At 63.1% G+C, this 24532-nt stretch carries 21 protein-coding genes; 12 read left to right on the top strand and 9 right to left on the bottom strand.

Annotation, left to right across the window (positions count from 1 at the left end):
* Positions 1 to 79 precede the first annotated feature (79 nt).
* Entirely contained in the window at positions 80 to 952 is an 873-nt protein-coding gene (gene trxA, locus LCU97_RS24810) for a thioredoxin (RefSeq protein WP_053151906.1), read from the top strand.
* On the opposite strand, the gene LCU97_RS24805 is transcribed toward trxA, so the two are convergent.
* Positions 949 to 1293 (bottom strand): hypothetical protein, encoded by a 345-nt coding sequence (locus tag LCU97_RS24805; protein ID WP_053151908.1) that lies wholly within the window; start codon positions 1291 to 1293, stop codon positions 949 to 951. The two genes, trxA and LCU97_RS24805, sit on opposite strands and share 4 nt — an antisense overlap.
* 132 nt (positions 1294 to 1425) lie before the next feature.
* Here LCU97_RS24805 and LCU97_RS24800 point away from each other — a divergent pair, with 132 nt between their 5' ends.
* The 5 genes from LCU97_RS24800 to LCU97_RS24780 all read left to right on the top strand — a co-directional run bounded on the left by LCU97_RS24800 (position 1426) and on the right by LCU97_RS24780 (position 5578).
* Entirely contained in the window at positions 1426 to 2004 is a 579-nt protein-coding gene (locus LCU97_RS24800) for a DUF2796 domain-containing protein (protein ID WP_053151910.1), read from the top strand.
* A 161-nt stretch (positions 2005 to 2165) separates the two neighbouring features.
* Positions 2166 to 2876: an ABC transporter ATP-binding protein gene (locus LCU97_RS24795; protein ID WP_053151976.1), complete on the top strand. Its 711-nt coding sequence runs from the start codon at positions 2166 to 2168 to the stop codon at positions 2874 to 2876.
* Between the two features lies 1 nt (position 2877).
* A complete protein-coding gene (locus LCU97_RS24790) occupies positions 2878 to 4143 on the top strand; it encodes an ABC transporter permease (RefSeq protein WP_232778019.1) in 1266 nt (421 codons plus the stop codon).
* A gap of 11 nt (positions 4144 to 4154) precedes the next feature.
* Positions 4155 to 4673, top strand: a complete 519-nt coding sequence (locus tag LCU97_RS24785) for a DUF3299 domain-containing protein (protein ID WP_232778018.1) — start codon at positions 4155 to 4157, stop codon at positions 4671 to 4673.
* Positions 4674 to 4879: 206 nt separating this feature from the next.
* Positions 4880 to 5578 (top strand): OmpW/AlkL family protein, encoded by a 699-nt coding sequence (locus tag LCU97_RS24780; protein WP_232778017.1) that lies wholly within the window; start codon positions 4880 to 4882, stop codon positions 5576 to 5578.
* A 137-nt stretch (positions 5579 to 5715) separates the two neighbouring features.
* Here the strand turns inward: LCU97_RS24780 and LCU97_RS24775 are convergent, their stop codons facing one another.
* The gene (locus LCU97_RS24775; RefSeq protein WP_232778016.1) at positions 5716 to 6645 is read right to left on the bottom strand and encodes an NAD-dependent epimerase/dehydratase family protein; all 930 of its coding nucleotides are present in this window, start codon (positions 6643 to 6645) and stop codon (positions 5716 to 5718) included.
* Positions 6638 to 7522 (bottom strand): sugar nucleotide-binding protein, encoded by an 885-nt coding sequence (locus LCU97_RS24770; protein ID WP_053151978.1) that lies wholly within the window; start codon positions 7520 to 7522, stop codon positions 6638 to 6640. The genes LCU97_RS24775 and LCU97_RS24770 overlap by 8 nt, the downstream gene beginning before the upstream one ends.
* A 300-nt stretch (positions 7523 to 7822) precedes the next feature.
* On the opposite strand from LCU97_RS24770, the gene LCU97_RS24765 reads away from it, so the two are divergent.
* On the top strand, positions 7823 to 12133 hold the full coding sequence (locus tag LCU97_RS24765) for a DEAD/DEAH box helicase (RefSeq protein WP_232778015.1): 4311 nt from the start codon (positions 7823 to 7825) through the stop codon (positions 12131 to 12133).
* Between the two features lie 40 nt (positions 12134 to 12173).
* Here the strand turns inward: LCU97_RS24765 and LCU97_RS24760 are convergent, their stop codons facing one another.
* Complete coding sequence (locus LCU97_RS24760) at positions 12174 to 14249, bottom strand: mechanosensitive ion channel family protein (RefSeq protein WP_232778014.1); 2076 nt, start codon at positions 14247 to 14249, stop codon at positions 12174 to 12176.
* A gap of 344 nt (positions 14250 to 14593) precedes the next feature.
* Between LCU97_RS24760 and LCU97_RS24755 the strand changes: the two genes are divergently transcribed.
* Genes LCU97_RS24755 through LCU97_RS24740 form a run of 4 tightly spaced genes read left to right on the top strand, consistent with a single transcriptional unit; the run spans position 14594 to position 18639 of the window.
* The gene (locus LCU97_RS24755; RefSeq protein WP_053151923.1) at positions 14594 to 15520 is read left to right on the top strand and encodes a DUF72 domain-containing protein; all 927 of its coding nucleotides are present in this window, start codon (positions 14594 to 14596) and stop codon (positions 15518 to 15520) included.
* A complete protein-coding gene (locus LCU97_RS24750) occupies positions 15517 to 16326 on the top strand; it encodes an endonuclease/exonuclease/phosphatase family protein (RefSeq protein WP_232778013.1) in 810 nt (269 codons plus the stop codon). Before LCU97_RS24755 ends, LCU97_RS24750 begins: the two co-directional genes overlap by 4 nt.
* Positions 16323 to 17621 (top strand): cardiolipin synthase ClsB, encoded by a 1299-nt coding sequence (clsB, locus tag LCU97_RS24745; protein WP_232778012.1) that lies wholly within the window; start codon positions 16323 to 16325, stop codon positions 17619 to 17621. The genes LCU97_RS24750 and clsB overlap by 4 nt, the downstream gene beginning before the upstream one ends.
* Positions 17608 to 18639, top strand: a complete 1032-nt coding sequence (locus LCU97_RS24740) for a lysylphosphatidylglycerol synthase domain-containing protein (RefSeq protein WP_053151927.1) — start codon at positions 17608 to 17610, stop codon at positions 18637 to 18639. Before clsB ends, LCU97_RS24740 begins: the two co-directional genes overlap by 14 nt.
* A gap of 131 nt (positions 18640 to 18770) precedes the next feature.
* On the opposite strand, the gene LCU97_RS24735 is transcribed toward LCU97_RS24740, so the two are convergent.
* The 3 genes from LCU97_RS24735 to LCU97_RS24725 all read right to left on the bottom strand — a co-directional run bounded on the left by LCU97_RS24735 (position 18771) and on the right by LCU97_RS24725 (position 21825).
* Positions 18771 to 19529, bottom strand: a complete 759-nt coding sequence (locus LCU97_RS24735; RefSeq protein WP_053151929.1) for an alpha/beta hydrolase family protein — start codon at positions 19527 to 19529, stop codon at positions 18771 to 18773.
* Positions 19519 to 20628 (bottom strand): DUF3182 family protein, encoded by a 1110-nt coding sequence (locus LCU97_RS24730; RefSeq protein WP_232778011.1) that lies wholly within the window; start codon positions 20626 to 20628, stop codon positions 19519 to 19521. Before LCU97_RS24730 ends, LCU97_RS24735 begins: the two co-directional genes overlap by 11 nt.
* A gap of 201 nt (positions 20629 to 20829) precedes the next feature.
* Positions 20830 to 21825 carry a GlxA family transcriptional regulator gene (locus LCU97_RS24725; protein ID WP_232778010.1) on the bottom strand — a complete coding sequence of 332 codons (996 nt, stop codon included), beginning with the start codon at positions 21823 to 21825 and terminating at the stop codon, positions 20830 to 20832.
* Positions 21826 to 21922: 97 nt separating this feature from the next.
* Here LCU97_RS24725 and LCU97_RS24720 point away from each other — a divergent pair, with 97 nt between their 5' ends.
* Entirely contained in the window at positions 21923 to 22477 is a 555-nt protein-coding gene (locus tag LCU97_RS24720) for a cysteine hydrolase family protein (RefSeq protein WP_232778009.1), read from the top strand.
* Positions 22478 to 22578: 101 nt separating this feature from the next.
* Here the strand turns inward: LCU97_RS24720 and LCU97_RS24715 are convergent, their stop codons facing one another.
* Positions 22579 to 23094, bottom strand: coding sequence for a single-stranded DNA-binding protein (locus LCU97_RS24715; RefSeq protein ID WP_053151937.1), 516 nt, complete (start codon positions 23092 to 23094; stop codon positions 22579 to 22581).
* 9 nt (positions 23095 to 23103) lie between these two features.
* Positions 23104 to 24501, bottom strand: a complete 1398-nt coding sequence (locus LCU97_RS24710) for an MFS transporter (protein ID WP_053151939.1) — start codon at positions 24499 to 24501, stop codon at positions 23104 to 23106.
* Positions 24502 to 24532 lie beyond the last annotated feature (31 nt).

Here is a 24532-nt window from a genome sequence, read left to right as displayed (position 1 = left end):
CAGGCTCGCGAAGGTGGCCTACCAGACACTACAAGACCCCGCGTATAGTTGCCCCATCCGAGCGTTCTACGAGATTCCCATGACCCAGGACACCCCGTACATCTTCGACGCCACCACCGCCGATTTCGACCAGTCGGTGATCGCGAACTCCTTCCACGCACCGGTATTGGTGGATTTCTGGGCCGAGTGGTGCGCGCCGTGCAAGGCCCTGATGCCGATGCTGCAAGCCATTGCCCAGAGCTACCAGGGCAATTTGCTGCTGGCCAAGGTGAACTGCGACGTCGAGCAGGACATCGTCGCCCGCTTCGGCATCCGCAGCCTGCCCACTGTCGTACTGTTCAAGGACGGCCAGCCTGTCGACGGCTTTGCCGGCGCCCAGCCGGAGTCCGCCGTGCGTGCGATGCTCGAACCCCACGTACAGATGCCACCACCGGCCGCCGCCGATCCATTCGAACAGGCTCAGGCGCTGTTCGACGACGGTCGTTTCGCTGACGCCGAAGCGCTGCTCACGGCCTTGCTCGGCGAAGACAACACCAACGCCAAGGCGCTGATCCTGTATGCCCGCTGCCTGACCGAACGCGGTGAGTTGGCTGAAGCCCAGACCGTGCTCGATGCGGTGAAAAGCGATGAGCACAAGGCAGCACTGGCCGGGGCCAAGGCGCAGATTCAGTTCCTGGGCCTGGCGAAGAACCTGCCCGACGCCGCCGACCTCAAGGCACGCCTGGCAAAAGATCCGCAAGATGACGAAGCGGTGTACCAACTGGCAATCCAGCAACTGGCCCGCCAACAGTACGAACCGGCCCTCGACGCGTTGCTCAAACTGTTCATGCGTAACCGCAGCTACAACGAAGGTCTGCCCCACAAGACGCTGCTGCAAGTGTTCGAACTGTTGGGTAACGATCACCCGCTGGTAACGATTTATCGTCGCAAGCTGTTTGCGGCGTTGTATTAACCGACCCAGCTGTAGAGCGGCGTATCACCGCCACTCAGCACCTTGACCTCGGCGCAATGGCGCAAGCGCACCAGCAGGCGCTTGCCCGCCGAGGCGCTGCCGGTCAGACCTTCGAGCTGCTCCAACAGGTCCGGCCCGCTCAGTTGCCCGGCCTTGCGCAGCAGTTCCTTGGCGATTTGCCACAGGGCATCGTCCTGGTTCACCGGTTTGGCCACCGGCGTTGCGGTGCTGTCAGGCTTGACCGCTTGCAGTTGTGCGCCGAGCTGCACCCAGTCGCCTTCATCCATTTCGATCGACAAGTCCACCGGCCAATCGCCGACGGTTCCGCGTATGCGCAACATCACTGTGCTCCTGAAGATTTAATGTGCCCATGCTCCCATGGGCCTTGCGCGACGCCAAGCAGACGGTCAAACTCCTCACGTTTTCGTTATAAGATTACATAACAGAATATTCATGTTATCCGGAGACTCGTCATGCGCCGTCTGCTTCTCGCCCTGCCGTTCGCCCTGCTGCCCTTGGCTGCCGCTCATGCGGCTGTCGAGCACGATCATGACCATGATCATGAACACGGAAGCCTGGGTGCCCACGAACATGGTGTTGCCCGCCTCAACGCCTCTCTGGACGGTGAGACCCTGGAGCTGGAACTGGACAGCCCGGCCATGAACCTGGTGGGCTTCGAGCACGCCGCCACCAGCAACGCCGACAAGGCCAAGGTCGCTGCTGTCCGGGCGAAGCTGGAAAAGCCGGCGGCGCTGGTCATTCTCGCCGATGGCAAATGTTCCCTGGAGCAGCAAGAGCTGGAGAGTCCGTTGTTCGGCGACGAACCGGACCACGAAGACCACGCCGCAGATGGCGACGAGAATCACGAACACAGTGATATTCACGCCCACTACCAGTTCCGCTGTGTCGCGCCCGGTGCCTTGACGGAGCTGAACCTGGCGCCACTGTTCAAAGCCTTCCCGGCCACCCGGAAAATCCTGGTGCAACTGGTCGGGCCGAACGGCCAGCAAGGCGGGGAAGTGACGGCCGAGGCACCGGCCCTTAAATTTTAAGTACATCCCAATACCCATGTGGGAGCGAACCTGTGGGAGCAAAGCTTGCTCGCGATAGCGGTCCGATTGTCGACATCAAGGCTGAATGGACCGCCTCATCGCGAGCAAGCTTTGCTCCCACAGGCATTCCACAGGTGTTCAATGACTTTGAAACCACAATCATGACCCAAGCACTCATCGAACTGTCCGACCTGGTCTTCAGCTGGCCCGGACATCCGCCGTTGCTGGATATTCCGGCGTTTCGCCTGGAAGCCGGCGAAACCCTGTTTCTCAAGGGCCCGAGCGGCAGTGGCAAGACCACGCTGCTGGGCCTTCTGGGCGGCGTGCAGGTGCCGGATCGCGGCAGTATTCGTTTGCTCGACCACGAACTCGGCACACTGGGCGCGGGTAGCCGCGACCGCTTTCGGGTGGACCACACCGGCTACATCTTCCAGCAGTTCAACCTGCTGCCGTTTCTCTCGGTGCGCGAGAACGTCGAACTGCCCTGTCACTTTTCCAAACTACGGGCGCAACGGGCCACGCAACGCCACGGCAGTGTCGATCAGGCCGCCGCGACCTTGCTGGCCCACCTGGGCCTGACCGATCCGAACCTGCTCGGACGCCGCGCCGACTCGCTGTCCATCGGCCAACAACAACGGGTCGCCGCCGCACGGGCGTTGATCGGCCAGCCTGAACTGGTGATTGCCGACGAACCGACTTCGGCCCTGGACTACGACGCTCGGGAAAATTTCCTGCGGTTGTTGTTCGCCGAATGCCGCGAAGCCGGATCGAGCCTGCTGTTCGTCAGCCACGACCAGAGCCTGGCGCCATTGTTCGACCGCAACCTCTCGCTGGCCGATCTCAATCGCGCCGCCAAGCCACTCGAGGTCTGAGATGTATCTGTTCCGTCTAGCCATGGCCAGCCTGGCGAACCGCCGTTTCACCGCCATCCTCACCGTCTTCGCCATTGCCCTGTCGGTCTGCCTGCTGTTGGCGGTAGAGCGAGTGCGCACCGAGGCACGCGCCAGCTTTGCCAGCACCATCAGCGGCACCGACCTGATCGTCGGTGCCCGCTCGGGTTCGGTGAACCTGCTGTTGTATTCGGTGTTTCGCATCGGCAACGCCACCAACAACATCCGTTGGGACAGTTTCGAGCACTTCGCCAGCAACCCGAAAGTGAAGTGGGCGATTCCCATGTCCCTGGGCGACTCCCATCGCGGCTACCGGGTGATGGGCACCACCGAGGCCTACTTCGAGCATTACCAGTACGGTCGCCAGCAGCACCTGGAACTGGCCGATGGCCGGGCCTTCGCCACCGATCCGTTCGAAGTCGTGCTCGGCGCCGAAGTCGCCGAGGCGCTGCATTACAAACTCGACGACAAACTGGTGTTGGCCCACGGCGTGGCAGCGGTCAGCCTGGTCAAGCATGACGACAAGCCCTTCACCGTGGTCGGCATCCTCAAGCGCACCGGCACGCCGGTGGACCGCACGCTGCACATCAGCCTTGGCGGCATGGAAGCGATCCACATCGACTGGAAGAACGGCGTGCCGGCCCAGGGCAATGGCCGCATCAGCGCCGACCAGGCCCGCAATATGGACCTCACGCCCCAGGCGATCACGGCGTTCATGCTCGGTCTCAACAGCAAGATATCCACCTTTGCCCTGCAACGGGAGATCAATGAGTTCCGTGGCGAACCGCTGCTGGCGATCCTGCCCGGCGTGGCGCTGCAAGAGTTGTGGAGCCTGATGGGTACGGCGGAAAAAGCCTTGTTCGTGATTTCTCTGTTCGTGGTGCTGACCGGGTTGATCGGCATGCTCACGGCGATCCTCACCAGCCTCAACGAACGCCGTCGGGAAATGGCGATCCTGCGCTCGGTAGGCGCGCGGCCTTGGCACATCGCAAGCCTGCTGGTACTCGAAGCCTTTGCCCTGGCGCTGGCCGGTGTCACGTCCGGGCTGGCGCTGCTGTACGTCGGCATCGCCGCCGCCCAGGGTTACGTGCAGTCGGCCTATGGCCTGTATTTGCCCCTGGGCTGGCCGAGCGAGTATGAATGGACACTCATGGCTGGCATTCTGATCGCCGCCCTGCTGATGGGCAGCGTGCCGGCCTGGCGCGCTTATCGCCAATCGCTGGCCGATGGCCTGTCGATCCGTTTATGAGGACGTTGAACATGCCCCGCGCCCTGCTTGCGCTGTTGATGATGGTTGCCCTGCCCCTGTGGGCGGCCGAGCCGAGGGACCTTGCCTGGTCGGAAATGATCCCGGCGGGCGCGCCACCGGAAGTGCCAAACATGACCCCACTGCATGATCTGTCGCAGATGGGCAACGCCCTGGCCGCCGAATCCGCTCCGGCCGCCAAGCAGGACCTGCCCAACGCACCGGTGGTCAAGGAGCTGGACGGCCAACAGATCCGTTTACCGGGTTATATCGTGCCGCTGGAAGTCAGCGAAGAAGGTCGCACCACGGACTTTCTGCTGGTGCCTTACTTCGGCGCCTGCATCCACGTGCCACCACCGCCGTCGAACCAGATCGTGCATGTGAAGAGCGAAGTCGGGGTCAAGCTCGATGAGTTGTACCAGCCGTACTGGGTCGAGGGGCCGATGCAAGTCAAGCCGTCCACCAGTGAACTGGCCGATGCCGGGTACCAGATGGAGGCTGAGAAGATTTATGTGTATGAGCTGCCGGAGTGAGCCTGGTGGTTATTTTGTGGCAGTGAGATAGCTTTCGCGAGCAAGCCCGCTCCCACAGGGTTCACCACCCGTCCCTGTGGGAGCGGGCTTGCTCGCGAAGAGGCCGCCAGGGGCTTCATCACACTTTCATTGAGCTGAGTCAAAAGACCACCCCAGAGCGCTTCGTACCATAGGACATCACTTTTCGAATGCCCTATGGAGCCCCCATGCACAAGTCTCTGCTCAGCGCTTCCCTCGTCGCCCTCGCACTCGTCGCCCCGCTCGCCCAGGCCCATACGGCCGGCGATATCATCGTCCGTGCCGGCGCCATCACCGTCAATCCCGAGGCCGACAGCTCCAGCGTCAAGGTTGACCGCGGCCCGCTGGCCGGTGCCGATCTGGGCGGCAAGGCGACCATGAGCAGCGACACCCAACTGGGCCTGAACTTCGCCTACATGCTCACCGACAACCTGGGTATCGAACTGCTCGCTGCCTCGCCGTTCGAGCATGACGTGAAGCTCAAAGGAACTGCCCTCGGCGCCGCCAATGGCAAGCTCGGCACCCTCAAGCACCTGCCGCCGACCCTGAGCCTGGTCTACTACCCGCTCGACGCGAAATCGGCGTTCCAGCCTTACGTCGGTGCCGGCATCAACTACACTTGGATCTACGACGAACACGTCGGCAGCGGCGCCAGCGCCAACGGTTTCAGCAACTTCCGGGCAAGCAATAGCTGGGGCATGGCGTGGCAAGTGGGCGCTGACTACATGCTGACCGATAACATCATGATCAACGGTCAGATTCGCTACATCGATATCGACACCACTGCCTATGTCGACAATAACGCCGTGGCCGGTGGTACCCGGGCCAAGGTGGATGTCGACGTGGATCCACTGATCTACATGGTGGGGTTGGGTTACAAGTTCTGACCCATACCTTCAAACTTGCTCAAATCCCCTGTGGGAGCGAGCCTGCTCGCGATAGCGGTTTGTCAGTCAAAAAAGATGCTGACTGATCCACCGCCATCGCGAGCAGGCTCGCTCCCACAGCGGTTTCATTTCCTGGATCAGCGGCCCAGCAACCGCGCCAATCCCACGCTCATCGGCGTCTGTTGCGGGAAGCTGAAGCGCTCCAGGAGACGGCGGTTGTTGGCCCGTGAATGGCGGATGTCACCGGAGCGTGCCGGGCCGTAGCTGATCGGCGGCAGGTCGCCGACCACTTGTGCGAGGGCCGCAAGCATCTGCTTGAGGGTCGTGGCCTGGTTCCAGCCGACGTTCACCGCGCCGACTTCCACCTCGGTTTTTTCGATGGCCTGGACCAGCAGGTCCACCAGGTCTTCGACGTAAACGAAATCCCGTGTTTGCTCGCCATCGCCAAACACAGTGATCGGCAGACCTTTCTGCGCCCGTTCGCTGAAGATGCTGATGACCCCGGAATACGGCGACGACGGATCCTGGCGTGGACCATAGATATTGAAGAAGCGGAACACCACCGGCTCCAGGGCATGCTGGCGGCGATAGAAATCCAGGTAAAACTCGCTGGCCAGCTTATCCGAGGCGTACGGGGTCAGCGGGGCCTTGGGCGTGTCTTCGTCGATGGACTGGCCTTCGCCATTGTTGCCATAGACCGCCGCGCTGGAGGCGAACAACACCCGTTTCACACCAGCCTGGCGCATGGCTTCGCAGACGTTCAGGGTTCCGATGAAGTTGCTCTGGTGTGTGCGTACCGGATCGTCCACCGAAGCCTGGACCGAAGCCACCGCGGCCAGATGCGCCACGGCACTGCAACCGACCATCGCGCGGGCCACCAGCGTCGCATCGGCGACATCGCCTTCGATCAGTTCCACGGCCGGGTTATCCAGCGGCAGGTTGCTGCGTTTACCGGTGGACAAGTCATCCAGGATGCGCACCGAGTGGCCCTTGGCGAGCAAGGCGTCGGTCAGGTGCGAACCAATGAAACCCGCACCGCCGGTGATTAAAACAGGGCCTTCAGCCATGACGATAAAACCTATCCAGTAAGCCCGGGAGCGCGGCGCGCCAGGCGCGGGGCTTGATCCCGAAAGTGTGCAGAATTTTCTTGCAGGTCAGCACCGCGTGCTGTGGTTCTTCCGCGGCATCCGGCCGGGCGGCGTGGGCCTGGGGAGTGGGCGATTCGATCGCCAGCGGATGCAGCGCCCGGGCTTCGGTGAGGATCGCCTGGCCCAGCGCCAGGGGCGTGGTCGCCTCGTGCCCGGCGTAATGGTAGGTCCCCCACAACGGCGCCGCGCAATCGAGCTGCTTGAGTACGGAAATGATCACCCGTGCCGCATCGTCTACCGGCGTTGGATTGCCGCGACGGTCATCGGCCAGCAGCAATTCCTCGGGTTGTTCGGCGCGGGCCAGGAAACGTCCGAGGATGCCATCGGGGCTGTCATCGAGCAGCCAGCCGAAGCGCAACAGCACATGTTGCGGACAGGTGGCGCGCACGCTTTGCTCGATACGCCACAACGCCTGGCCACGCAGACCCAGGGGCACGGGTTCGTCCTTTTCGCTGTAGGCCGTGGCGCGAGAACCGTCGAACACGCGATAGCTCGACGGTTGCACCAGGACGATCTCGTGGTGCTGGCACAGTTCGGCCAGGCGCTCGACGGCGCGCTCCTGGCTGGCCAGGCGCTGCTCGCTGACGGCCTCGGCTTGAAACCAGTCGAAGTAGTACGCCAGATTGATCACGGCGTCCGGCCGGGTGTCGTCGAGCAGTTGCGTCAGGCTCGCGGCGTCCCATCCGTCTTCGGGCGGTCGAGGGGCGAGAAAACCGATGTCTTCTTCCGCACCGAGGCGAATCAGCGCCTGCCCAAGGGCATTTCCGCCGCCCAGTAACATAAGGCGCATTCGCATAAAATCAGCAGGCCCAGTCTGTTGGCACAAGAATTTGGTCGACAACGCCCACAGGCGTCGTCGGAATCGTTGCATTTTGCGGGTTTAGTGCGCAACCGTCATCCGTAAAGTGCAGATCCTGGATGTATGCTGCCCTTTGGGGCCTCTTCGCGAGTAAGCCCGCTCCCACAGTGAACCGGGTTTCCTCTGCAAGAATGCGATCGACTGTGGGAGCGGGCTTGCTCGCGAAAGGGCCCTGCCTGTCGACAGAGACCCCAATGGTACTTGCATCTTCCCCGCCCCACCCGCATAACTGCCCTCATGAATCTGCCTCTTGCCGCCGACCATGCCATGGCAGGCTTCCACCCTGCCGTTCGTGCCTGGTTCAGCCAGACATTCCCGGCGGTCACGGCCGCCCAGGCCCAGGCGTGGCCGTTGATCGGCCAGCGCCGTTCGACCCTGGTGGCCGCGCCCACCGGCTCGGGCAAGACCCTGACAGCGTTCCTCGCCGTGCTCGATGACCTGGTGCACCGCGGCCTGGAACAAGGCGGCCTGCCAGATCAGACCCTGGTGGTCTACGTCTCGCCACTCAAGGCCCTGAGCAACGACATCCGGATCAACCTGCAAACGCCACTGGCCGGGATTACCGAACAATTGCGCCAGATGGACCTGCCGCCCCTGCAAATCACCACCGCCGTGCGCACCGGCGACACGCCGCAAAAAGATCGTTCGGCGATGCGCAAGACCGCGCCGCACATTCTGGTGACCACCCCCGAATCGCTCTATGTGCTGCTCGGCTCCGATTCCGGCCGGCTGATGCTCGCCAGCACCCGCACAGTGATTGTCGATGAAATCCACGCCATCGCCGCCAGCAAACGCGGCAGCCACTTGGCCTTGAGCCTGGAACGCCTGCAAGCGCTGTGCGCCGAACCGCTGGTGCGCATCGGCTTGTCTGCCACCCAAAAGCCCATCGAAGCGGTGTCGCGCTTTCTGGTCGGCGAAGGACGCACCTGTGAAATCGTCGACATCGGCCATGCCCGCCCCCGGGACCTGGACATCGAAGTGCCGCCGGTGCCGCTCTCGGCGGTGATGGCCAATGACGTCTGGGAGTTGGTCTACAACCGCCTCGCCGACCTCGCCCGAGCGCACCGCACGACCCTGGTGTTCGTCAACACCCGGCGGCTGGCCGAACGCCTGAGCCGGCACTTGAGCGAACGCCTGGGCAAGGATGCGGTGGCGGCCCACCATGGCAGCCTGGCGAAAGAGTTTCGTCTCGACGCCGAACAACGGCTCAAGCGCGGCGAATTGCAGGTGTTGATCGCCACCGCGTCCCTGGAGTTGGGCATCGACATCGGCGATGTCGACCTGGTGTGCCAGATCGCCTCGCCCCGCTCGATTTCCGCCTTCCTGCAACGGGTCGGGCGTTCCGGCCACCAGGTGGGCGGCACACCCAAGGGCCGACTGTTCGCCACCACCCGCGACGACCTGATCGAATGCGCCGCGCTGCTCGACTGCGTGCGCCGCGGCGAGCTGGATATCCTGCACATTCCCAAGGCACCGCTGGACGTGCTGGCCCAGCAGATCGTCGCCGAAGTCAGTTGCCAGGAATGGCAGGAGCAGGCGCTGCTGGAGATGTTCCGCCGCGCCTCGCCCTACGCTGGACTGGATGAAGGTCATTACCAGGCCTTGCTGCAGATGCTCGCCGAAGGCCTCAACGGCCGCCAGGGCGTGCGCAGCGCTTATCTGCATCGCGATGCCGTCACCCGTACGCTGCGCGGTCGCCGCGGCAGCAAGCTGACGGCCGTGACCAGCGGCGGCACCATCCCGGACAATGCCGACTACAGTGTGCTGCTCGAACCCCAGGGCCTGAACATCGGCAGTGTCAACGAAGACTTCGCCGTGGAGAGCATCGCCGGCGACGTGTTCCAGCTGGGCAATACCTCCTACCGCATCATCCGCGTCGAGACCGGCCGCGTGCGGGTCGAGGACGCCCAGGGCCAGCCACCGACCATTCCGTTCTGGCTTGGCGAAGCCCCGGGGCGCAGCGCCGAGCTGTCCCTGGCCGTGGCCCGCCTGCAAGCGCAACTGGACCGACTGCTGGGCGCGACGCCAGGCAACCTGCAACCGGCCCTCGACTGGCTGACCGGCACCTTGCAGTTGAACCAGGCCAGCGCCGAACAACTGGTGGATTACCTGGCGCCGGCACGCCTGGCCTTCGGTGCCCTGCCCTCCCAGGACACGCTGGTGATGGAGCGGTTCTTCGACGAGTCCGGCGGCACGCAACTGATCATTCATACGCCCTTTGGCAGTCGCATCAACCGCGCCTGGGGCCTGGCGCTGCGCAAGCGGTTCTGCCGGACCTTCAATTTCGAATTGCAGGCTGCGGCCAGTGAAGACGCCATCGTGTTGTCATTGTCCACCAGCCACAGCTTCGAGCTCGACGAAGTCTGGCGTTATCTCAACAGCCAGAGCGCCGAACGGATCCTGGTCCAGGCGGTGCTGGACGCGCCGCTGTTCGGCGTGCGCTGGCGCTGGAACGCGGGGGTGGCCCTGGCCTTGCCGCGCTATACCGGCGGGCGCAAGGTCGCACCGCAAATTCAGCGGATGAAAAGCGAAGACCTGATCGCCAGCGTGTTCCCGGATCAGATTGCCTGCCTGGAGAACCTCGCCGGCGAACGGGAAATTCCCAATCATCCATTGGTGGAGCAAACCCTGGACGACTGCCTGCACGAAGCCATGGACAGCGAAGGCTGGCTGGCCTTGTTGCGGCGCATGGAAGCGGGCGAGATTCGCCTGATCAGCCGTGACCTGCCGGCGCCGTCGCCCCTGGCGGCAGAAATTCTCAGCGCCCGGCCCTACACCTTCCTCGACGACGCGCCGCTGGAAGAACGTCGCACCCAAGCGGTGATCAATCGCCGCTGGAGCGATCCACAGTCCACCGACGACCTCGGCGCGCTGGACGTCGAGGCCATCCAGTCGGTACGCGAAGAAGCCTGGCCGACGCCGAGCAATCTCGACGAAATGCACGAAGCGCTGATGAGCCTGGCCTGCATCGCCGACAGCGAAGCCAGTGCCCACGCTTCATGGTTGGAGTGGCTGACCGTCCTGGCCGGACGCGGACGCGCCAGTCACCTGCAAGTCAGCGCCGAACGCGGCCTGTGGGTGCCGCTGGAACGGCTGACTTGCTTGCAGGCAATTTATCCACAGGCTTCATGGCAACCGCCCCTGGCGCCCCTGGTCGGTTTCGATGAAACCTGGGACCGTGACGAAGCCGTAGTGGAAGTGCTCCGCGCCCGACTCAGTGCCTTCGACCCGCTACCGCTGAAAGCCATCGCCTACCCGCTGGGGTTGTCGACACCGCAGGCCACCCAGGCCCTGGCACAACTCGAACAGCAAGGTTACGTGTTGCGCGGCCGGTTCACGCCCGGCACGGGGCAGGAAGAATGGTGCGAGCGGCATCTGCTGGCGCGCATCCATCGCTATACCGTCAAGCGCCTGCGCCGGGAAATCGAGCCGGTGACGTTGCAGGACTTCGTGCGGTTCCTGTTCGACTGGCAGCACCTGTCGGCATCGACCCAAGGTCGGGGCAGCGCCGTCCTGCCGTCGATCATCAGCCAGTTCGAAGGCTACCCGGCTGCGGCCTCGGCCTGGGACAGCGACCTGCTGCCGGCACGGATCAAGGACTATTCGCCCACTTGGCTCGATGAGTTGTGCCGCAGCGGCAAGCTGGTCTGGACGCGTTTGAGCGCTCGCCAGAAGCTTTCGGCCAACGCCCTGCGCAGCACACCGGTGGTACTGTTGCCCCGCAGCCAGGTCGCGCGGTGGAGCAGCCTGGCAGAGCAGACACCTTTGGACGAACTGTCACTCAAGACACAGAAAGTCCATCAGGCCCTCAGCGAACACGGTGCGTTGTTTTTTGACGAACTGCTGCACGAAGCCCACCTGCTGCGCGCCGAACTGGAAATCGCCTTGCAGGAACTGGTGGGCGCCGGTTTGGTGAACGCCGACAGCTTCGCCGGCCTGCGGGCGCTGATCACCCCGGCCAGCAAACGCCAGGCCCGTAGCAGCCGACGCGGACGCGGGGCGTTTGTCGGCGGCATGGACGACGCCGGGCGCTGGGCCTTGCTGCGCCGTAGCCCCGCGTCCATGGAAGGCATACGGCCCGCTTCCACACCGCCCGAAACCCTGGAACACATCGCAATGACCTTGCTGCGTCGCTACGGCGTGGTGTTCTGGCGCATGCTGGACCGCGAGGCCGAATGGCTGCCCAGCTGGCGCGAGTTGCTGCGCACGTTTCATCGCCTGGAGGCACGGGGTGAAATCCGCGGTGGACGGTTTGTCAGCGGGCTGGCGGGCGAGCAATTTGCCCTGCCCGAGGCCATCCCGCTGCTGCGCGAAGTCCGCCGCCGCCCTACCGATGGCAGTCTGGTCGGTGTGTGTGGCGTCGATCCGCTGAACCTGGCCGGTACGCTGTTGCCGGGAGCGAAGGTGCCGGCTCTGGCGAGCAATCGGTTGGTGTATCGCGATGGGGGGCCGGCGGCGGCGCTGATTGCCGGCAAGCCGGTTTTCTGGTTGGAGTTGGATGCTCAGGGGATGGCTGAGGTGCGCAGTAAGCTGATTCAGAAAGGTTAGGGTGTCTGCTCGCGATGAGGCCAGCCGGCCCGCCACAACCTCATTGCGATTCAGCCACTCCATCGCCCTCTTTCGGCTCTTCCACCAACCGCTTCGGCATCACCACCTGCTGTGGATAAGTCTGCGCGAAATGCACCGCTGGATGGTTATCCACAAGCTTCTTCAAGCGCTGGTTGAACGCCCGGCTCACCGCATACTGCCCGCCTGACACGGTGCGGAACTGGGCAGTGAGGACCACGCCGTTGAGGTCCATCCGGTCCACGCCGAACACATCCAGCGGTCCTTGCAGATTGAACTTGAGGAACGGGTCTTCGGAAATCGAATTCCCGGCCTCGCGGATCAGTTCGATGGCCTGGTCTACGTCAGTGTCGTAGGTGAACTGCACCGAGAAGAACGCGAAAGCGAATTGCCGCGATTGGTTGGTCACCGCCTTGATCTGGCCGAACGGCACTGAGTGCACGAACCCTTTGCCGTCGCGCAGGCGCAGGGTGCGGATGGTCAGGCCCTCGACGGTGCCGGCGTGGCCGGAACTGAGCACCACCCAGTCACCAATGGACAGGGTGTCTTCGATGATGATGAACAGCCCCGTAATCACGTCCTGCACCAACTGCTGGGAACCGAAGCCGATCGCCAGGCCCACCACCCCGGCGCCGGCCAGCAATGGCGCGACGTTGATGCCCAGGTTGGCCATGGTGGTGATCGCGCAGATCACCACCAGGATGATTTTGATCGCGTTGCGCAGCAGCGGCAGGATGGTCTTGATCCGAGTGCTGGGCTGACGTGCCCCTCGCTTGTTGAGCGGCGGTTTCAGGGCCTCCTGGATCGCCGTGTCGAGCACCACCCACGTGAGCCAGGTCACCAGGAAAATCAGGCCGATGCGGCTCAGGGAATCACTGATCGCCCGGCCCACGGCGTTGCGCGAAGCGAACTCGAACAGCGAGACACCCCAGATCCGGCCAAGCACTTCAATGAACGCCACCGCCATGACAATACGCAACAGCGCATGCAACAGGCTCAACAAGCGGCTCTTGTAGGCGCTGTTGCGCTGGATGGCCTCGACCTTGGGAGACTTGAATACCTGCTGGAACACAGTGCTGAGGAACACCGTCGCGATCAGCAGGATGGTGGTGAACAACGCACAACGCAGGGCTTTCTGGTTGTCCTCGCCTACACCAATCAGGCTCACCGCCGAGACCAGCACCATCAACAGAATCGGCCAGTTCCAGAGTCCGGAAAAAATCCGCAGCGACTCCTGCAAGGCCGGCTGCTTCAAGCGTTGGGCCAGCGGTCGGTTGCGAATCAGGTGCGCCACCGGCCGGCGCATGCGGATCACCAGCCAGCCAAAGATCAACGAGGCCAGCAATCCGGTGAACACCGCGACGCTGCTGGTGATGTTGCCGCCCAGTTGCCGGGCGATCTGCGGGCTGGTCAGCGCGTCGCTGAGGGCGGCGAGAAAGCCGATCAGGAACAACGGCCGGGGGCTGAAACGGCGAATGATCGCCACCGCCCGGCGTTTGTGGCCGGCGTTGAACATCACGATCACGCACAACAACACCGACGTTGAGAATATCCCGCTGCTGGTGGCGTAGGCGAAGCACAGCGCCAACGCGCGACCGACCGACACCTGCAAGAAGTGGCTGACGTACAGGGTCAGCGGCAGGCAGACCAGCGCCGGTACAGTGTAGGGCAGCAGGTAGCCGAACAAGTCCCGCACCCGCTGGCGGCGTTGCAACCATCGACGCTGGCGCAGGTGGCGCACCAGCAACCGGGCACCGGCCCAGATCAGCGCAAAGGCGCCCAGCCAGACGCCGGAGAGCAGCAGGAAATCCCCGGTCACGCGCCAGGACGAGCGGGCGGTCTGGTCGACCAGGCGGTCCACCTCATCCGCCGCCCGGTCCGCCCGCAAGCGCCAGGCATCGATCAGGCTCTGGTTGAGATCGAGCTTGTCCTGGACATCGTCGATGCTCGAACTGATGGCCCCCAACAACCCGCCCTGCACCAGCGGCTCGGCTTCGGCGGGGGCCTCGCTGGGCGCGGGAACGGCCGCCGCCCCGAAGGCGACATTGCCGGCCAGCGCCAGCACGATCAGCAGCAATGCAGTGGTCAATCGAGACAAAACGCGAGGCTCCTGTGCGGGGATCGATAAGGAACTGATCCAAATCGTGCGGGCAAGTTCGCTCTCGGGATTGATACTTCCCTGTGACATGGGGATTTATTGTGGGAGCAAGGCTTGCCCGCGATAAAGGCGCCCTCGATATTGGCTAAGACCGCGGTGCTTTCATCGCGGGCAAGCCTTGCTCCCACAGCCCTACTCCCACAGGTCTTGCGCCACAGCCTCCCACAGGCCTTGCTCCCACATTGCCTTACCCGCCGCCTGTAACCCCGTCGAAACTTTCCGGCCCGCCCGACAGTCATCAAAAGACACAGGCAGTACGAGGTCATCTGGCACGGGAGGAGCACATGACGGCGATCCACATCGGCATTTCCGGTTGGCGATACACGCCTTGGCGGGGGGATTTCTACCCCAAGGGCCTGACCCAGAAGCGTGAATTGCAGTTCGCCTCGCGAGCAGTCAACAGCATCGAAATCAATGGATCGTTCTACGCCCTGCAACGTCCCGAACGGTATGCGCAGTGGTACGCCGAGACACCGCCGGACTTCGTGTTCAGCGTCAAGGCACCGCGCTTCATCACCCACATCAAGCGTCTGCGCGACATTCGCAAGCCCCTGGCCAACTTCTTCGCCTCCGGCGTGCTGGAGCTCAAGGAAAAGCTCGGCGCTATCCTCTGGCAGTTTCCCCCCAGCTTCAAATTCGACCCCGAGCTGTTCGAAGACTTCCTCAAGCAATTGCCCCACGACACTGAAGGCGCTGCGGCCCTGGCCCGGGAGCACGAGCCGCGCCTGGATGGCCACGCCAGCACCGAAACCGACAAGAAACGCCCGCTGCGCCACGCCGTCGAGATTCGTCATGAAAGCTTCATCGATCCGCATTTCGTTGCGCTACTCAAGCGCTACGACGTGGCGCTGGTCATCGCCGACACCGCCGGCAAATGGCCTTATCGCGAAGACGTCACCAGCGATTTCGTTTACCTGCGCCTGCACGGTGCCGAAGAGCTGTATGCCAGCGGCTATACCGACGAAGCCTTGAAACGCTGGGGCGACCGCATCGAGGCCTGGAGCCACGGCACTCAGCCGGACGATGCCCAACTGATCGATCCGAAAAAGAAACCCAGGGCGCGCAAGAGCCGGGAAGTGTTCTGCTATTTCGACAACGACATCAAGGTGCGTGCGCCCTACGACGCACGCCACCTGCTGGAGCGATTCGACCTGGACAAGGACCTTGCCACCGTACCCGGCCAGCGCCCCGCCGAGGGAGTGTTGCCATGAGCACAGAACCCATTGAAGCGCGCCTGGACCCCACCCGGAGTCTTGCGCACGACCTGGACAGGGTCAGCCGCTTCACCGTCCTGACGGTCAACACACATAAAGGCTTCACCGCGCTGAACCGACGTTTCATCCTGCCTGAATTGCGCGAAGCGGTGCGCAGCGTATCCGCCGACGTGGTGTTCCTGCAGGAAGTCCATGGCGCCCATGAACATCATCCCCGGCGCTACAGCAACTGGCCGAGCATGCCGCAATACGAGTTCCTGGCCGACAGCCTCTGGCCGCAATTCGCCTATGGGCGCAACGCGGTCTACCCGGCGGGGGATCACGGCAATGCGTTGCTGTCGAAGTTCCAGATCATTCGCCACGACAACCTGGACGTGTCCATCAGCGGCCATGAAAGCCGCGGCATGCTCCACAGCGTGCTGCGCCTGCCGGGCGGCGACGGCCCGCAGATCCATGCCATCTGCGTTCACCTGGGATTGCGCGAAGGCCATCGTGTCGAGCAACTGAAACTGCTGTGCAAACGCTTGAGCGAACTGCCGCCCGAGGCGCCGGTGATTGTCGCCGGCGACTTCAACGACTGGCGCGGCAAGGCCAACGACCTGCTCGAACCCTGCGGTCTGCGGGAAGTGTTCGCCGAGCAATGGGGCAAACCGGCCCGCAGCTTTCCGGCCCGCCTGCCCATCCTGCGCCTGGACCGCATCTATGTGCGCAACCTCAAGGCCCATCACCCCAAAGTGCTAAGCGTACGGCCCTGGTCGCACCTTTCCGACCATGCCCCCCTGTCGGTGGAGATCGAGTTATGAGCGCGACGATGAACAAGGCCACAGTGGAACAGGTCGAGGTCCCACCGACCGAACGCGATCCGGCGCTGGTGGACATCGAATATGGCTGGCACGGCAATAACCGGGTCACGCTGCTGGAGAATGGCGAGGAATATTTCCCCCGGGTGTTCGAGGCGATCCGCCGGGCGGAGACGGAAATCCTCATCGAGACCTTCATTCTTTTCGAGGACAAGGTCGGCAACGAGTTGCGCGACCTGCTGGTCGATGCCGCCCACCGAGGCGTGCGAGTGACCCTGAGCCTGGATGGCTTCGGTTGCGGGGAACTCACGCCAGAGTTCCTCGCGTCGTTGAGCAATGCCGGCGTGCGCCTGCAGATGTTCGACCCCGCCCCACTTCACCTGGGGATTCGCACCAACTGGTTCCGCCGTCTGCACCGCAAGGTGGTGGTGGTAGATGGTGTGATTGCCTTCATCGGTGGGATCAATTTCTCCGCCGACCATCTGGGTGATTTCGGCCCCGAGGCCAAACAGGACTATTCGGTGGAGGTCAAAGGACCGGCGGTGGTCGATATCCATCACTTCGCCTTGATGCAAAGCGGTCGGCCGAGCCGGGCCAAATACTGGTGGCAGCGCCGCCGCAGCCGTCGCAGCGAGTTGGCTTTCAGCGACCACGACGGCCAGGTACGGCTGGTCTACCGGGATAACCATGAACACCAGACCGACATCGAAGAGGTCTACCTGCAAGTGCTGCGCAGCGCCCAGCGGCGGGTGGTGATCGCCAATGCCTATTTCTTCCCCGGCTATCGGTTGCTGCGCGAGATCCGCAACGCGGCGCGACGCGGGGTGGAGGTACGGCTGATCCTGCAGGGTCAGCCGGACATGATGATCGCCAAGCTGGCGGCACGAATGCTCTATGACTATCTGCTCAAGGCCGGGGTGGTGATCTATGAATATTGCGAGCGCCCCCTGCATGGCAAGGTGGCCCTGGTGGATGAGGACTGGAGCACCGTGGGGTCGAGCAATCTCGACCCCTTGAGCCTATCCCTGAACCTGGAAGCCAACGTGCTGATCCGTGATCGGGCGTTCAATCGCGAACTGTTCGAGCGTCTCGATCACCTGAGCCGCGAGCATTGCACCGTCATGGCGGCCAATCACGCCCAGAGGGGGCTGCTGTGGCGCATGACCATCGGTTTTATGGTTTTCCACTTCCTGCGGCATTTCCCGGCCTGGGCCGGATGGCTGCCGGCCCATAAGCCGCGTCTGAAACCTTTCTCGCCGCCGACGGCGGTTCGGAGCGAACCCCATGAACCACTCTGAAGCGCACTCCGCGCCGAGAGACGCCCACGGGTCGGAGCACACCCATGCCGAGGCGAAACCGGCCTCACGCTGGAGCCGCTGGAAACGCCCGCTGACGCTGGCGTTCTTCCTGCTGCTGATCGTGCTGTTCACGGCCCTGGCGCGGCGCATCGACTGGGCGGAAGTGTTGAATACCCTGGCCGACTTCAAGATCCGCACCTTGATCATCGCGGCGGGGCTGACTATCACCAGTTTCATTACCTACGCGTGCTTCGACTTGATCGGTCGTACCTACATCCGGCAAAAACTCGGCTGGCGCCAGATACTGCCCGTGGGCGTGATCAGCTATGCCTTCAACCTCAACCTCAGTGCCTGGGTCGGCGGCATTGCCATGCGTTACCGCTTGTATTCGCGGCTGGGGGTCAGCACCGGCAATATCGCCAAGATCCTTGGCCTGAGCCTGGCCACGAATTGGTTTGGCTACATGACCCTGGCCGGCGTGGTCTTCAGCAGCGGCCTGGTTACGATGCCGCCAGGCTGGAAACTCAGCAGCAACGCCTTGCAGGGCGTGGGTGTATTGCTGCTGTTGGCGAGCGCCGGCTACCTGCTGGCCTGCCGGTTTTCCAAGCGCCGGGCCTGGACGATCCGTGGCATGGAAATCAACCTGCCGTCGCTGCGCATGGCCGTGTTGCAACTGGCGCTCGGGGCGCTGAACTGGTCGCTGATGGCGGCGGTGATTTTCACGTTGCTGCCGAGCAAGCTGGAATACCCTGTGGTACTCGGGGTGCTGTTGATCAGCAGCATCGCCGGCGTCATCACCCACATCCCGGCCGGGCTCGGCGTGCTGGAGGCAGTATTCATTGCACTGCTGCAACACGAAGTGTCGCGGGGCAGCCTGTTGGGAGGATTGATCGCTTATCGGGCGATCTACTTCATCCTGCCGTTGCTGATCACCGTGGTGATGTACTTGGCGATCGAGGCGAAGGCCAAGGCGTTGCGGGTCAAACCGGGGCTCAAGCGAAGCCGTGGCCGTGACTGAGAGGGCTGGCCTCTTCGCGAGCAAGCCCGCTCCCACAGGTTTGGGTGTCGGACAACAGCTCTGTGTTCACCGCCGATACAAATTGTGGGAGCGGGCTTGCCCGCGAAGAGGCCGGAACAAACGCCACACAATTACCGCTCCTGAATGATGCTCAACCGCTCTCCCACCACCATTTCCGTGATCCATCCCACCAGGATCGAGGTGTAGGCCTGCTGTGAAACGGGGTCGCTCAAGGCATGGTCCGCGCCGTCGATGATCCGGTGGGTCAACGAATGGGTCTGCTGGCACGCGGCGCGGTAACTCATGATGGTGGCATGGGGCACATGATCGTCGGTTTCCGACTCCACCAGCAACACATCGCCAGTGAACTGCGAGCAGGCGTGCAAGGCGCGGTTGGTGCTGGCGTGCACCAGGGTGCTGCGGTAATCCAGCAGGTCAGCCTTGTCCAGGTCGCGCTTGGGCGTGTGCCATTGCTCGTCGCGATACAGCGCCGGCACCCGCAGTGCCAGCCAGCGCACCGGGCGCAGCAAGGTCAGGATCGAGGCCAGATAACCGCCATAACTGGTGCCCACCACGGCAATCGCCGACGTGTCCAGGGCCGGATGGGCCAGCAACCGGTCATAGGCCGCCAGCAAATCCCGCAGGTTGTCTTCCCGCGTCACCCGGGACAGCGGAATGCCCGCGCCGCCGGTATGCCCGCGCAAGTCGAAAGTCAGACACACGCAACCCAGGCCGGCGATGCCCTTGGCCCGTTCCAGGTCACGCTCCTGGCTGCCGCCCCAACCGTGGACGAACAGGACGCCAGGCACCTTCGACTTGGGACTCAGGAAGGTCCCGTTCATGCGTTCATCATCGATCTCGATCTGAATGGTTTCGCTTCTAGCCGTCATGGGAATGAACCGTTGCGTATTTGAGTAAGAAGTCGCCGTTATGCGCCGGACCGCGATAGACCTCCACGGCACCTGCCGGCAACGGCTGTTCGACGTAGATTTCCACCGAGGACACGCGGACCACGCTGGTCGTGGGCTCCTCGACGAACACTTGCAGTGCCGCCAGCTCCGCGCTGCTGGCTCCGCCCATGCGCCACGACTGCTCCAGCACGCCACCGCGGGGCTGGCCGCCGACATCGAGGCCCTGGGCGATATCGTAATTTCGCCGGGAAGCAAAGAAGCCGGGATAGGCCTGGTTGGCGGCATCGTCGAACACCTGGGCCAACCGCACCGCTTCGCGCACATCATCGGGCAAGTCGAGCCTGAGCAGCTCAATGTAGCCGCCCTGCACCACCAGCAGGTCCGAGCCGCCATACACTTCCAGCCCTTCACTGTCGCGGGTCAGGTGCTGCACGCCGCAATAGCTGATGAGCTTGCCGTCGATGCGGCTCTGGCCGACGCTCTGGGTCTTGACGTCCCGAAGGTTCTGCTCCAACACCACTCCGTCGCTGAACAGCGCCTGGGCGTCCGGAGCGGCGACGATTTCATCGAACTGGGCGAGGGTCTCGATCACCCGCTGATCGCGCCCCGCACAGGCGTGAATAGGCTTGAAGCGGATGGGCCCGGCGTAGAGCATATGCTCGGCGGCGGGGCGCGCATCCTTGAGCGAAAAAACACTTATCCCATCGAGCACCACGCCACGGCTCAGTTTGGCGAACAGCGGCGACCAGCCCGTTGGCGCGACGGCATACTTGTTCAACAGACCGTGGGTAATGGCCTTGGTGCAAATGAAATCATGTTCGACATATCCCCCCCACAGGTCGTCCGCCCCCGTGACACCCAAGCGCCGCAGGGTTTCGCCGCCTACCAGCGTCTGCGTGGGCAGCAGGTACAGATCGCGTCCGGTATGTTGATCGGGGTCGTAGCTGCCACCGTATTCACACCCCATTATCCGCGCCAGCCAGCGGGCCAGGGCCCGATTGGTTTCCACCTCATGGAGCGGTGCCTGAGGATTGATCGAATAGGCGACTACCGTTTTGTTGCGATTGGCTGAGGTCATTCGTGGCCCTTTTACCTGCGTTCTATGGTTTCAGGTAAAGGAGTGCAGAGATCAGGCCAACGGTCTATGGGGGACGAACGGTCAGGGAAACGGGTACATCGCGAGGTGATAGATGGCGCCTGGCCTGTTTCATTCTGCACGACCGGCACAGCTCATCCCGCAAATTGCACGATGTTGAATCAACATCCCGGGGCGAGAAAGCTACTGTTTTGAGGCGTTTGGTGGACTTACCCCAAACCGCGCCCGGTAATCGCTCGGCGTCAGCCCGGTAATTTTCTTGAACGTTGTCCGAAAGGCGCCCGGGTCCTGGTAGCCGACCGTCCAGGCGATGTGGTCGATGGTGCCATTGGTGAACTCCAGCATTTCCCGGGCCTTGCCGACACGCAGATGCTGGCAGTACTCGGTGGGTTTGAGTCCGGTGGCCGCACGAAACCGGCGCAGGAACGTGCGTTCTTCCAGCCCCGCCCGCTCGGCCATCGCGCCAAGGGACACATCTACCGCGCCGCTGCCTTGTAACCAGTGCTGGACCTTGAGAATTGCCGCATCCCCATGTCCGAGGATCGGTGCGAAATTGCTGCCGCACTGGCTCGCGCTGTCGCTGTGCTCAACGACCAGAAACTGTGCAGTGCGCGTGGCAATACTCGGGCCAAGCAGGCGATCCACCAGCCGCAGCCCCAGTTCCGACCAGGCCATCAGTCCGGCGGTGGTGATCAAATCGCCGTCGTCGACGATGGGTTTGTCCGCGTGAAGCCTGACATTCGGGTAACGGTCGGCGAAGGACTTGGCCGACGTCCAATGGGTGGTGGCGCTACGCCCATCGAGCAAGCCGCTTTCGGCCAGCAGGATCGAACCGACGCAAACCCCACCCAAAACCGTGCCGCTGGCGTGCTGGGCCCGCAGCCATTCCATCAGCGCCCGTGGGGCCTGGCCCTCGCTGAAGCCGGCCAGGGAGGGTGGAATCAGCAACGCAGTGAGTTTTTCTGCTGCTCCCGGGCCGCTGTCGAACACCCGCCCCGGCGTCTCGCCGTTCTCGGCCCGCCAGTGGCTCACCCGCAGTCGCGGCAGTTGCGCAGAGGCCTGCTCGCCTGCGATCCGTTCCGCCACGGCAAACAGATCGGTCAACCCGTGCACCGCCGCCAGTTGCGCGCCGGGGTAGATCAGCACCCCGAGCTCGGCGACTGCCCTTTGCTGCGTCATTGTCAGTTTTCCCCCGCTAATTGTCGTTGCGGCCAATCCTCGATCCCACCGCAAACGCCGATGATGACCTCACTCCCAACCTGATAGAGGAAGCCTCATGTCCAAGCAAGCGCTCATCGTAGTCGATATCCAGAACGACTACTTCCCCCAGGGAAAATGGCCACTGGTCGGCGCCGAAGCCGCCGCCGACAACGCCGCCCGGATCATTGAAGCCTTTCGCCAGGCCGGCAACCAAGTGGTGCATATTCGCCACGAATTCACATCCGAAGATGCTCCGTTCTTCACGCCGGGCTCCGAAGGCGCGAAGTTGCATCCCAAGGTGCTCAACCGCGCCGATGAGCCGGTGGTGCTCAAGCATTATGTCAATTCGTTCCGTGAAACCGAGCTGCAGGCCCTCCTCGACCAGCACGGTATCGAACAATTGGTCATCGTCGGCAGCATGAGTCATATGTGCGTCGACGGTATCACCCGCGCGGCGGCGGACCTGGGCTATGACGTCACGGTGATCCACGATGCTTGCGCCACCCTGGACCTGGAATTCAATGGTGTGGTCGTTCCGGCCGCCCAGGTGCATGCGGCCTTCATGGCGGCGCTGGGGTTTGCGTATGCGAGCGTGGTGAGTACCGAGGAATTTCTCGGCGGCCGGCTATAGGCAGCCTAGCTGCAAGCTGCAAGCGAAAAAAAACCGCGCTGGAACGATGCGCGGTTTTTTTCTTGAGCTTGAAGCTTGCAGCTTGGAGCTTTCAGCTGCTCTTAGAACGGAATATCGTCATCGAAGCTGTCGAAATCCGGAGCCGGTTGCGGCGCGGCCTGTTGCGGAGCCGGGCGTTCGCGTTGCGGCTGAGGCGCCGACTGCGGACGTGGAGCCTGCTGACGAGGCGCGGATTGCTGGTAGTTGTTACCGCCTTGCTGCTGATCGCCCTGCGGACGGCCGCCCAGCAACTGCATGGTGCCTTGCATGTCGACGATGATTTCGGTGGTGTAACGCTTGATACCGTCCTTTTCCCACTCGCGGGTCTGCAGCTTGCCCTCGATGTACACCTGCGAACCCTTGCGCAGGTATTCGCCGGCAATCTCGGCCACCTTGCCGAACATCGACACGCGGTGCCATTCGGTCTTCTCGACCTTCTGGCCGGTCTGCTTGTCGGTCCACTGTTCGCTGGTCGCCAGACTCAGGTTGGTCACGGCGTTGCCGTTAGGCAGGTAGCGAACCTCGGGATCCTGGCCGCAAGTACCGACCAATATGACTTTGTTAACCCCACGGGCCATAACGTTCTCCTAGGCTTCGCACGCGGTCGGGGCCGGGTTGTTCACCAGGCGCTCGAGCGTCGCACGATCCAATAATTCGGTGTCCAGTTTGATATATACGGCCGCTTCGTCGGCGACCACCACTGCATCGGTTACTCCCACGACGGCCCTGAGGCGCTCGGCCAGGCCTGCTTCGCGGATGGCTTCGGACGACAACGGCAAGCGCAGGCTCGTCACATACGGAGGTTCGCGCATGGTAACAGCAAAGACCAGCCAAAGTGCAGCCAACGCGGCGCATCCCAGGAATACAACCGACAAACCGCCATGCTGGAACAGCCAGCCGCCGAGAATTCCGCCCAACGCCGAACCCAGGAACTGGCTGGTGGAATAGACCCCCATGGCCGTGCCCTTGCCGCCCGCCGGTGAAACCTTGCTGATCAGCGACGGCAGCGATGCCTCCAGCAGATTGAACGCGGTGAAGAACACCACAGTCCCGATCACCAAGGCCCGCAGGCTGTCACCGAACTGCCAGAAGAATAGCTCAGTGAGCATCAGCGTCACGACGGCGCCGAGCAAAACTCGTTTCATTTTGCGTCGTTTCTCGCCATAGATGATGAAGGGAATCATGGCGAAGAACGAAATCAGCAAGGCGGTCAGGTACACCCACCAGTGCTGCTCCTTGGGCAAGCCGGCCTTCTCGACCAGGGCCAGCGGCAGGGCAACGAAACTGGACATCAGCATGGCGTGAAGTACGAAGATGCCCAGGTCCAGGCGCAGCAGGTCGGGGTGCTTGAGGGTCGGGATCAACGCCTGGCGAGCCACACCGGATTCGCGATGTTGCAACGGCCCGGTGGAGCGCGGCACCACGAACGCCACGATCAGGATCCCCAGCAGCGCCATGGCGCCGGTCGCCAGGAACAGGCCCGACAAGCCGAAGGCACGGGTCAGCAAGGGGCCGACCACCATGGCGACGGCGAACGACAGGCCGATGGTCATGCCGATCATGGCCATGGCCTTGGTGCGATGCTGTTCACGGGTCAGGTCAGACAACAGCGCCATCACGGCAGCGGAAATCGCCCCGGCGCCCTGAAGGATCCGGCCGGCGATCACCCCCCAAATGGAATCGGCACCGGCCGCCAGGACGCTACCGAGGGCGAAGACGATCAGCCCGAGGTAGATGACCGGGCGCCGGCCGATACGGTCGGAGATGATCCCGAACGGGATCTGGAAAATGGCCTGGGTCAGGCCATAAGCGCCAATCGCCAACCCGATGAGGGCCGGCGTCGCGCCCGCCAGGTCCATGCCGTAGGTGGCCAGTACCGGCAACACCATGAACATGCCCAGCATACGAAAGGCGAACACCAGGGCCAGACCGCTTGCTGCTCGCGTCTCGCCGCTACTCATGCGTTCGCTGTGGGGATCGTGCATGGAAAAACCTCGTGTGAACCGGCGGCGATTC

This window comes from Pseudomonas uvaldensis (assembly GCF_021271205.1).
GTDB classification, from domain to species: Bacteria; Pseudomonadota; Gammaproteobacteria; order Pseudomonadales; family Pseudomonadaceae; genus Aquipseudomonas; species Aquipseudomonas uvaldensis.
Note: the sequence above shows the minus strand (reverse complement) of the source record. Positions and strands in the feature narration are given on the sequence as shown.

What these genes read in the sequence shown, in the direction of transcription:
- LCU97_RS24770 (WP_053151978.1), bottom strand. Translation starts at nt 7,522, where the DNA reads ATGCGAATGCGCCTTATGTTACTGGGCGGCGGAAATGCCCTTGGGCAG.
- LCU97_RS24765 (WP_232778015.1), top strand. Translation starts at nt 7,823, where the DNA reads ATGAATCTGCCTCTTGCCGCCGACCATGCCATGGCAGGCTTCCACCCT.
- LCU97_RS24740 (WP_053151927.1), top strand. Translation starts at nt 17,608, where the DNA reads ATGAACCACTCTGAAGCGCACTCCGCGCCGAGAGACGCCCACGGGTCG.
- LCU97_RS24780 (WP_232778017.1), top strand. Translation starts at nt 4,880, where the DNA reads ATGCACAAGTCTCTGCTCAGCGCTTCCCTCGTCGCCCTCGCACTCGTC.
- LCU97_RS24750 (WP_232778013.1), top strand. Translation starts at nt 15,517, where the DNA reads ATGAGCACAGAACCCATTGAAGCGCGCCTGGACCCCACCCGGAGTCTT.
- clsB (WP_232778012.1), top strand. Translation starts at nt 16,323, where the DNA reads ATGAGCGCGACGATGAACAAGGCCACAGTGGAACAGGTCGAGGTCCCA.
- LCU97_RS24715 (WP_053151937.1), bottom strand. Translation starts at nt 23,094, where the DNA reads ATGGCCCGTGGGGTTAACAAAGTCATATTGGTCGGTACTTGCGGCCAG.
- LCU97_RS24775 (WP_232778016.1), bottom strand. Translation starts at nt 6,645, where the DNA reads ATGGCTGAAGGCCCTGTTTTAATCACCGGCGGTGCGGGTTTCATTGGT.
- LCU97_RS24790 (WP_232778019.1), top strand. Translation starts at nt 2,878, where the DNA reads ATGTATCTGTTCCGTCTAGCCATGGCCAGCCTGGCGAACCGCCGTTTC.
- LCU97_RS24800 (WP_053151910.1), top strand. Translation starts at nt 1,426, where the DNA reads ATGCGCCGTCTGCTTCTCGCCCTGCCGTTCGCCCTGCTGCCCTTGGCT.
- LCU97_RS24755 (WP_053151923.1), top strand. Translation starts at nt 14,594, where the DNA reads ATGACGGCGATCCACATCGGCATTTCCGGTTGGCGATACACGCCTTGG.
- LCU97_RS24735 (WP_053151929.1), bottom strand. Translation starts at nt 19,529, where the DNA reads ATGACGGCTAGAAGCGAAACCATTCAGATCGAGATCGATGATGAACGC.
- LCU97_RS24725 (WP_232778010.1), bottom strand. Translation starts at nt 21,825, where the DNA reads ATGACGCAGCAAAGGGCAGTCGCCGAGCTCGGGGTGCTGATCTACCCC.
- LCU97_RS24805 (WP_053151908.1), bottom strand. Translation starts at nt 1,293, where the DNA reads ATGTTGCGCATACGCGGAACCGTCGGCGATTGGCCGGTGGACTTGTCG.
- trxA (WP_053151906.1), top strand. Translation starts at nt 80, where the DNA reads ATGACCCAGGACACCCCGTACATCTTCGACGCCACCACCGCCGATTTC.
- LCU97_RS24710 (WP_053151939.1), bottom strand. Translation starts at nt 24,501, where the DNA reads ATGCACGATCCCCACAGCGAACGCATGAGTAGCGGCGAGACGCGAGCA.
- LCU97_RS24730 (WP_232778011.1), bottom strand. Translation starts at nt 20,628, where the DNA reads ATGACCTCAGCCAATCGCAACAAAACGGTAGTCGCCTATTCGATCAAT.
- LCU97_RS24795 (WP_053151976.1), top strand. Translation starts at nt 2,166, where the DNA reads ATGACCCAAGCACTCATCGAACTGTCCGACCTGGTCTTCAGCTGGCCC.
- LCU97_RS24785 (WP_232778018.1), top strand. Translation starts at nt 4,155, where the DNA reads ATGCCCCGCGCCCTGCTTGCGCTGTTGATGATGGTTGCCCTGCCCCTG.
- LCU97_RS24720 (WP_232778009.1), top strand. Translation starts at nt 21,923, where the DNA reads ATGTCCAAGCAAGCGCTCATCGTAGTCGATATCCAGAACGACTACTTC.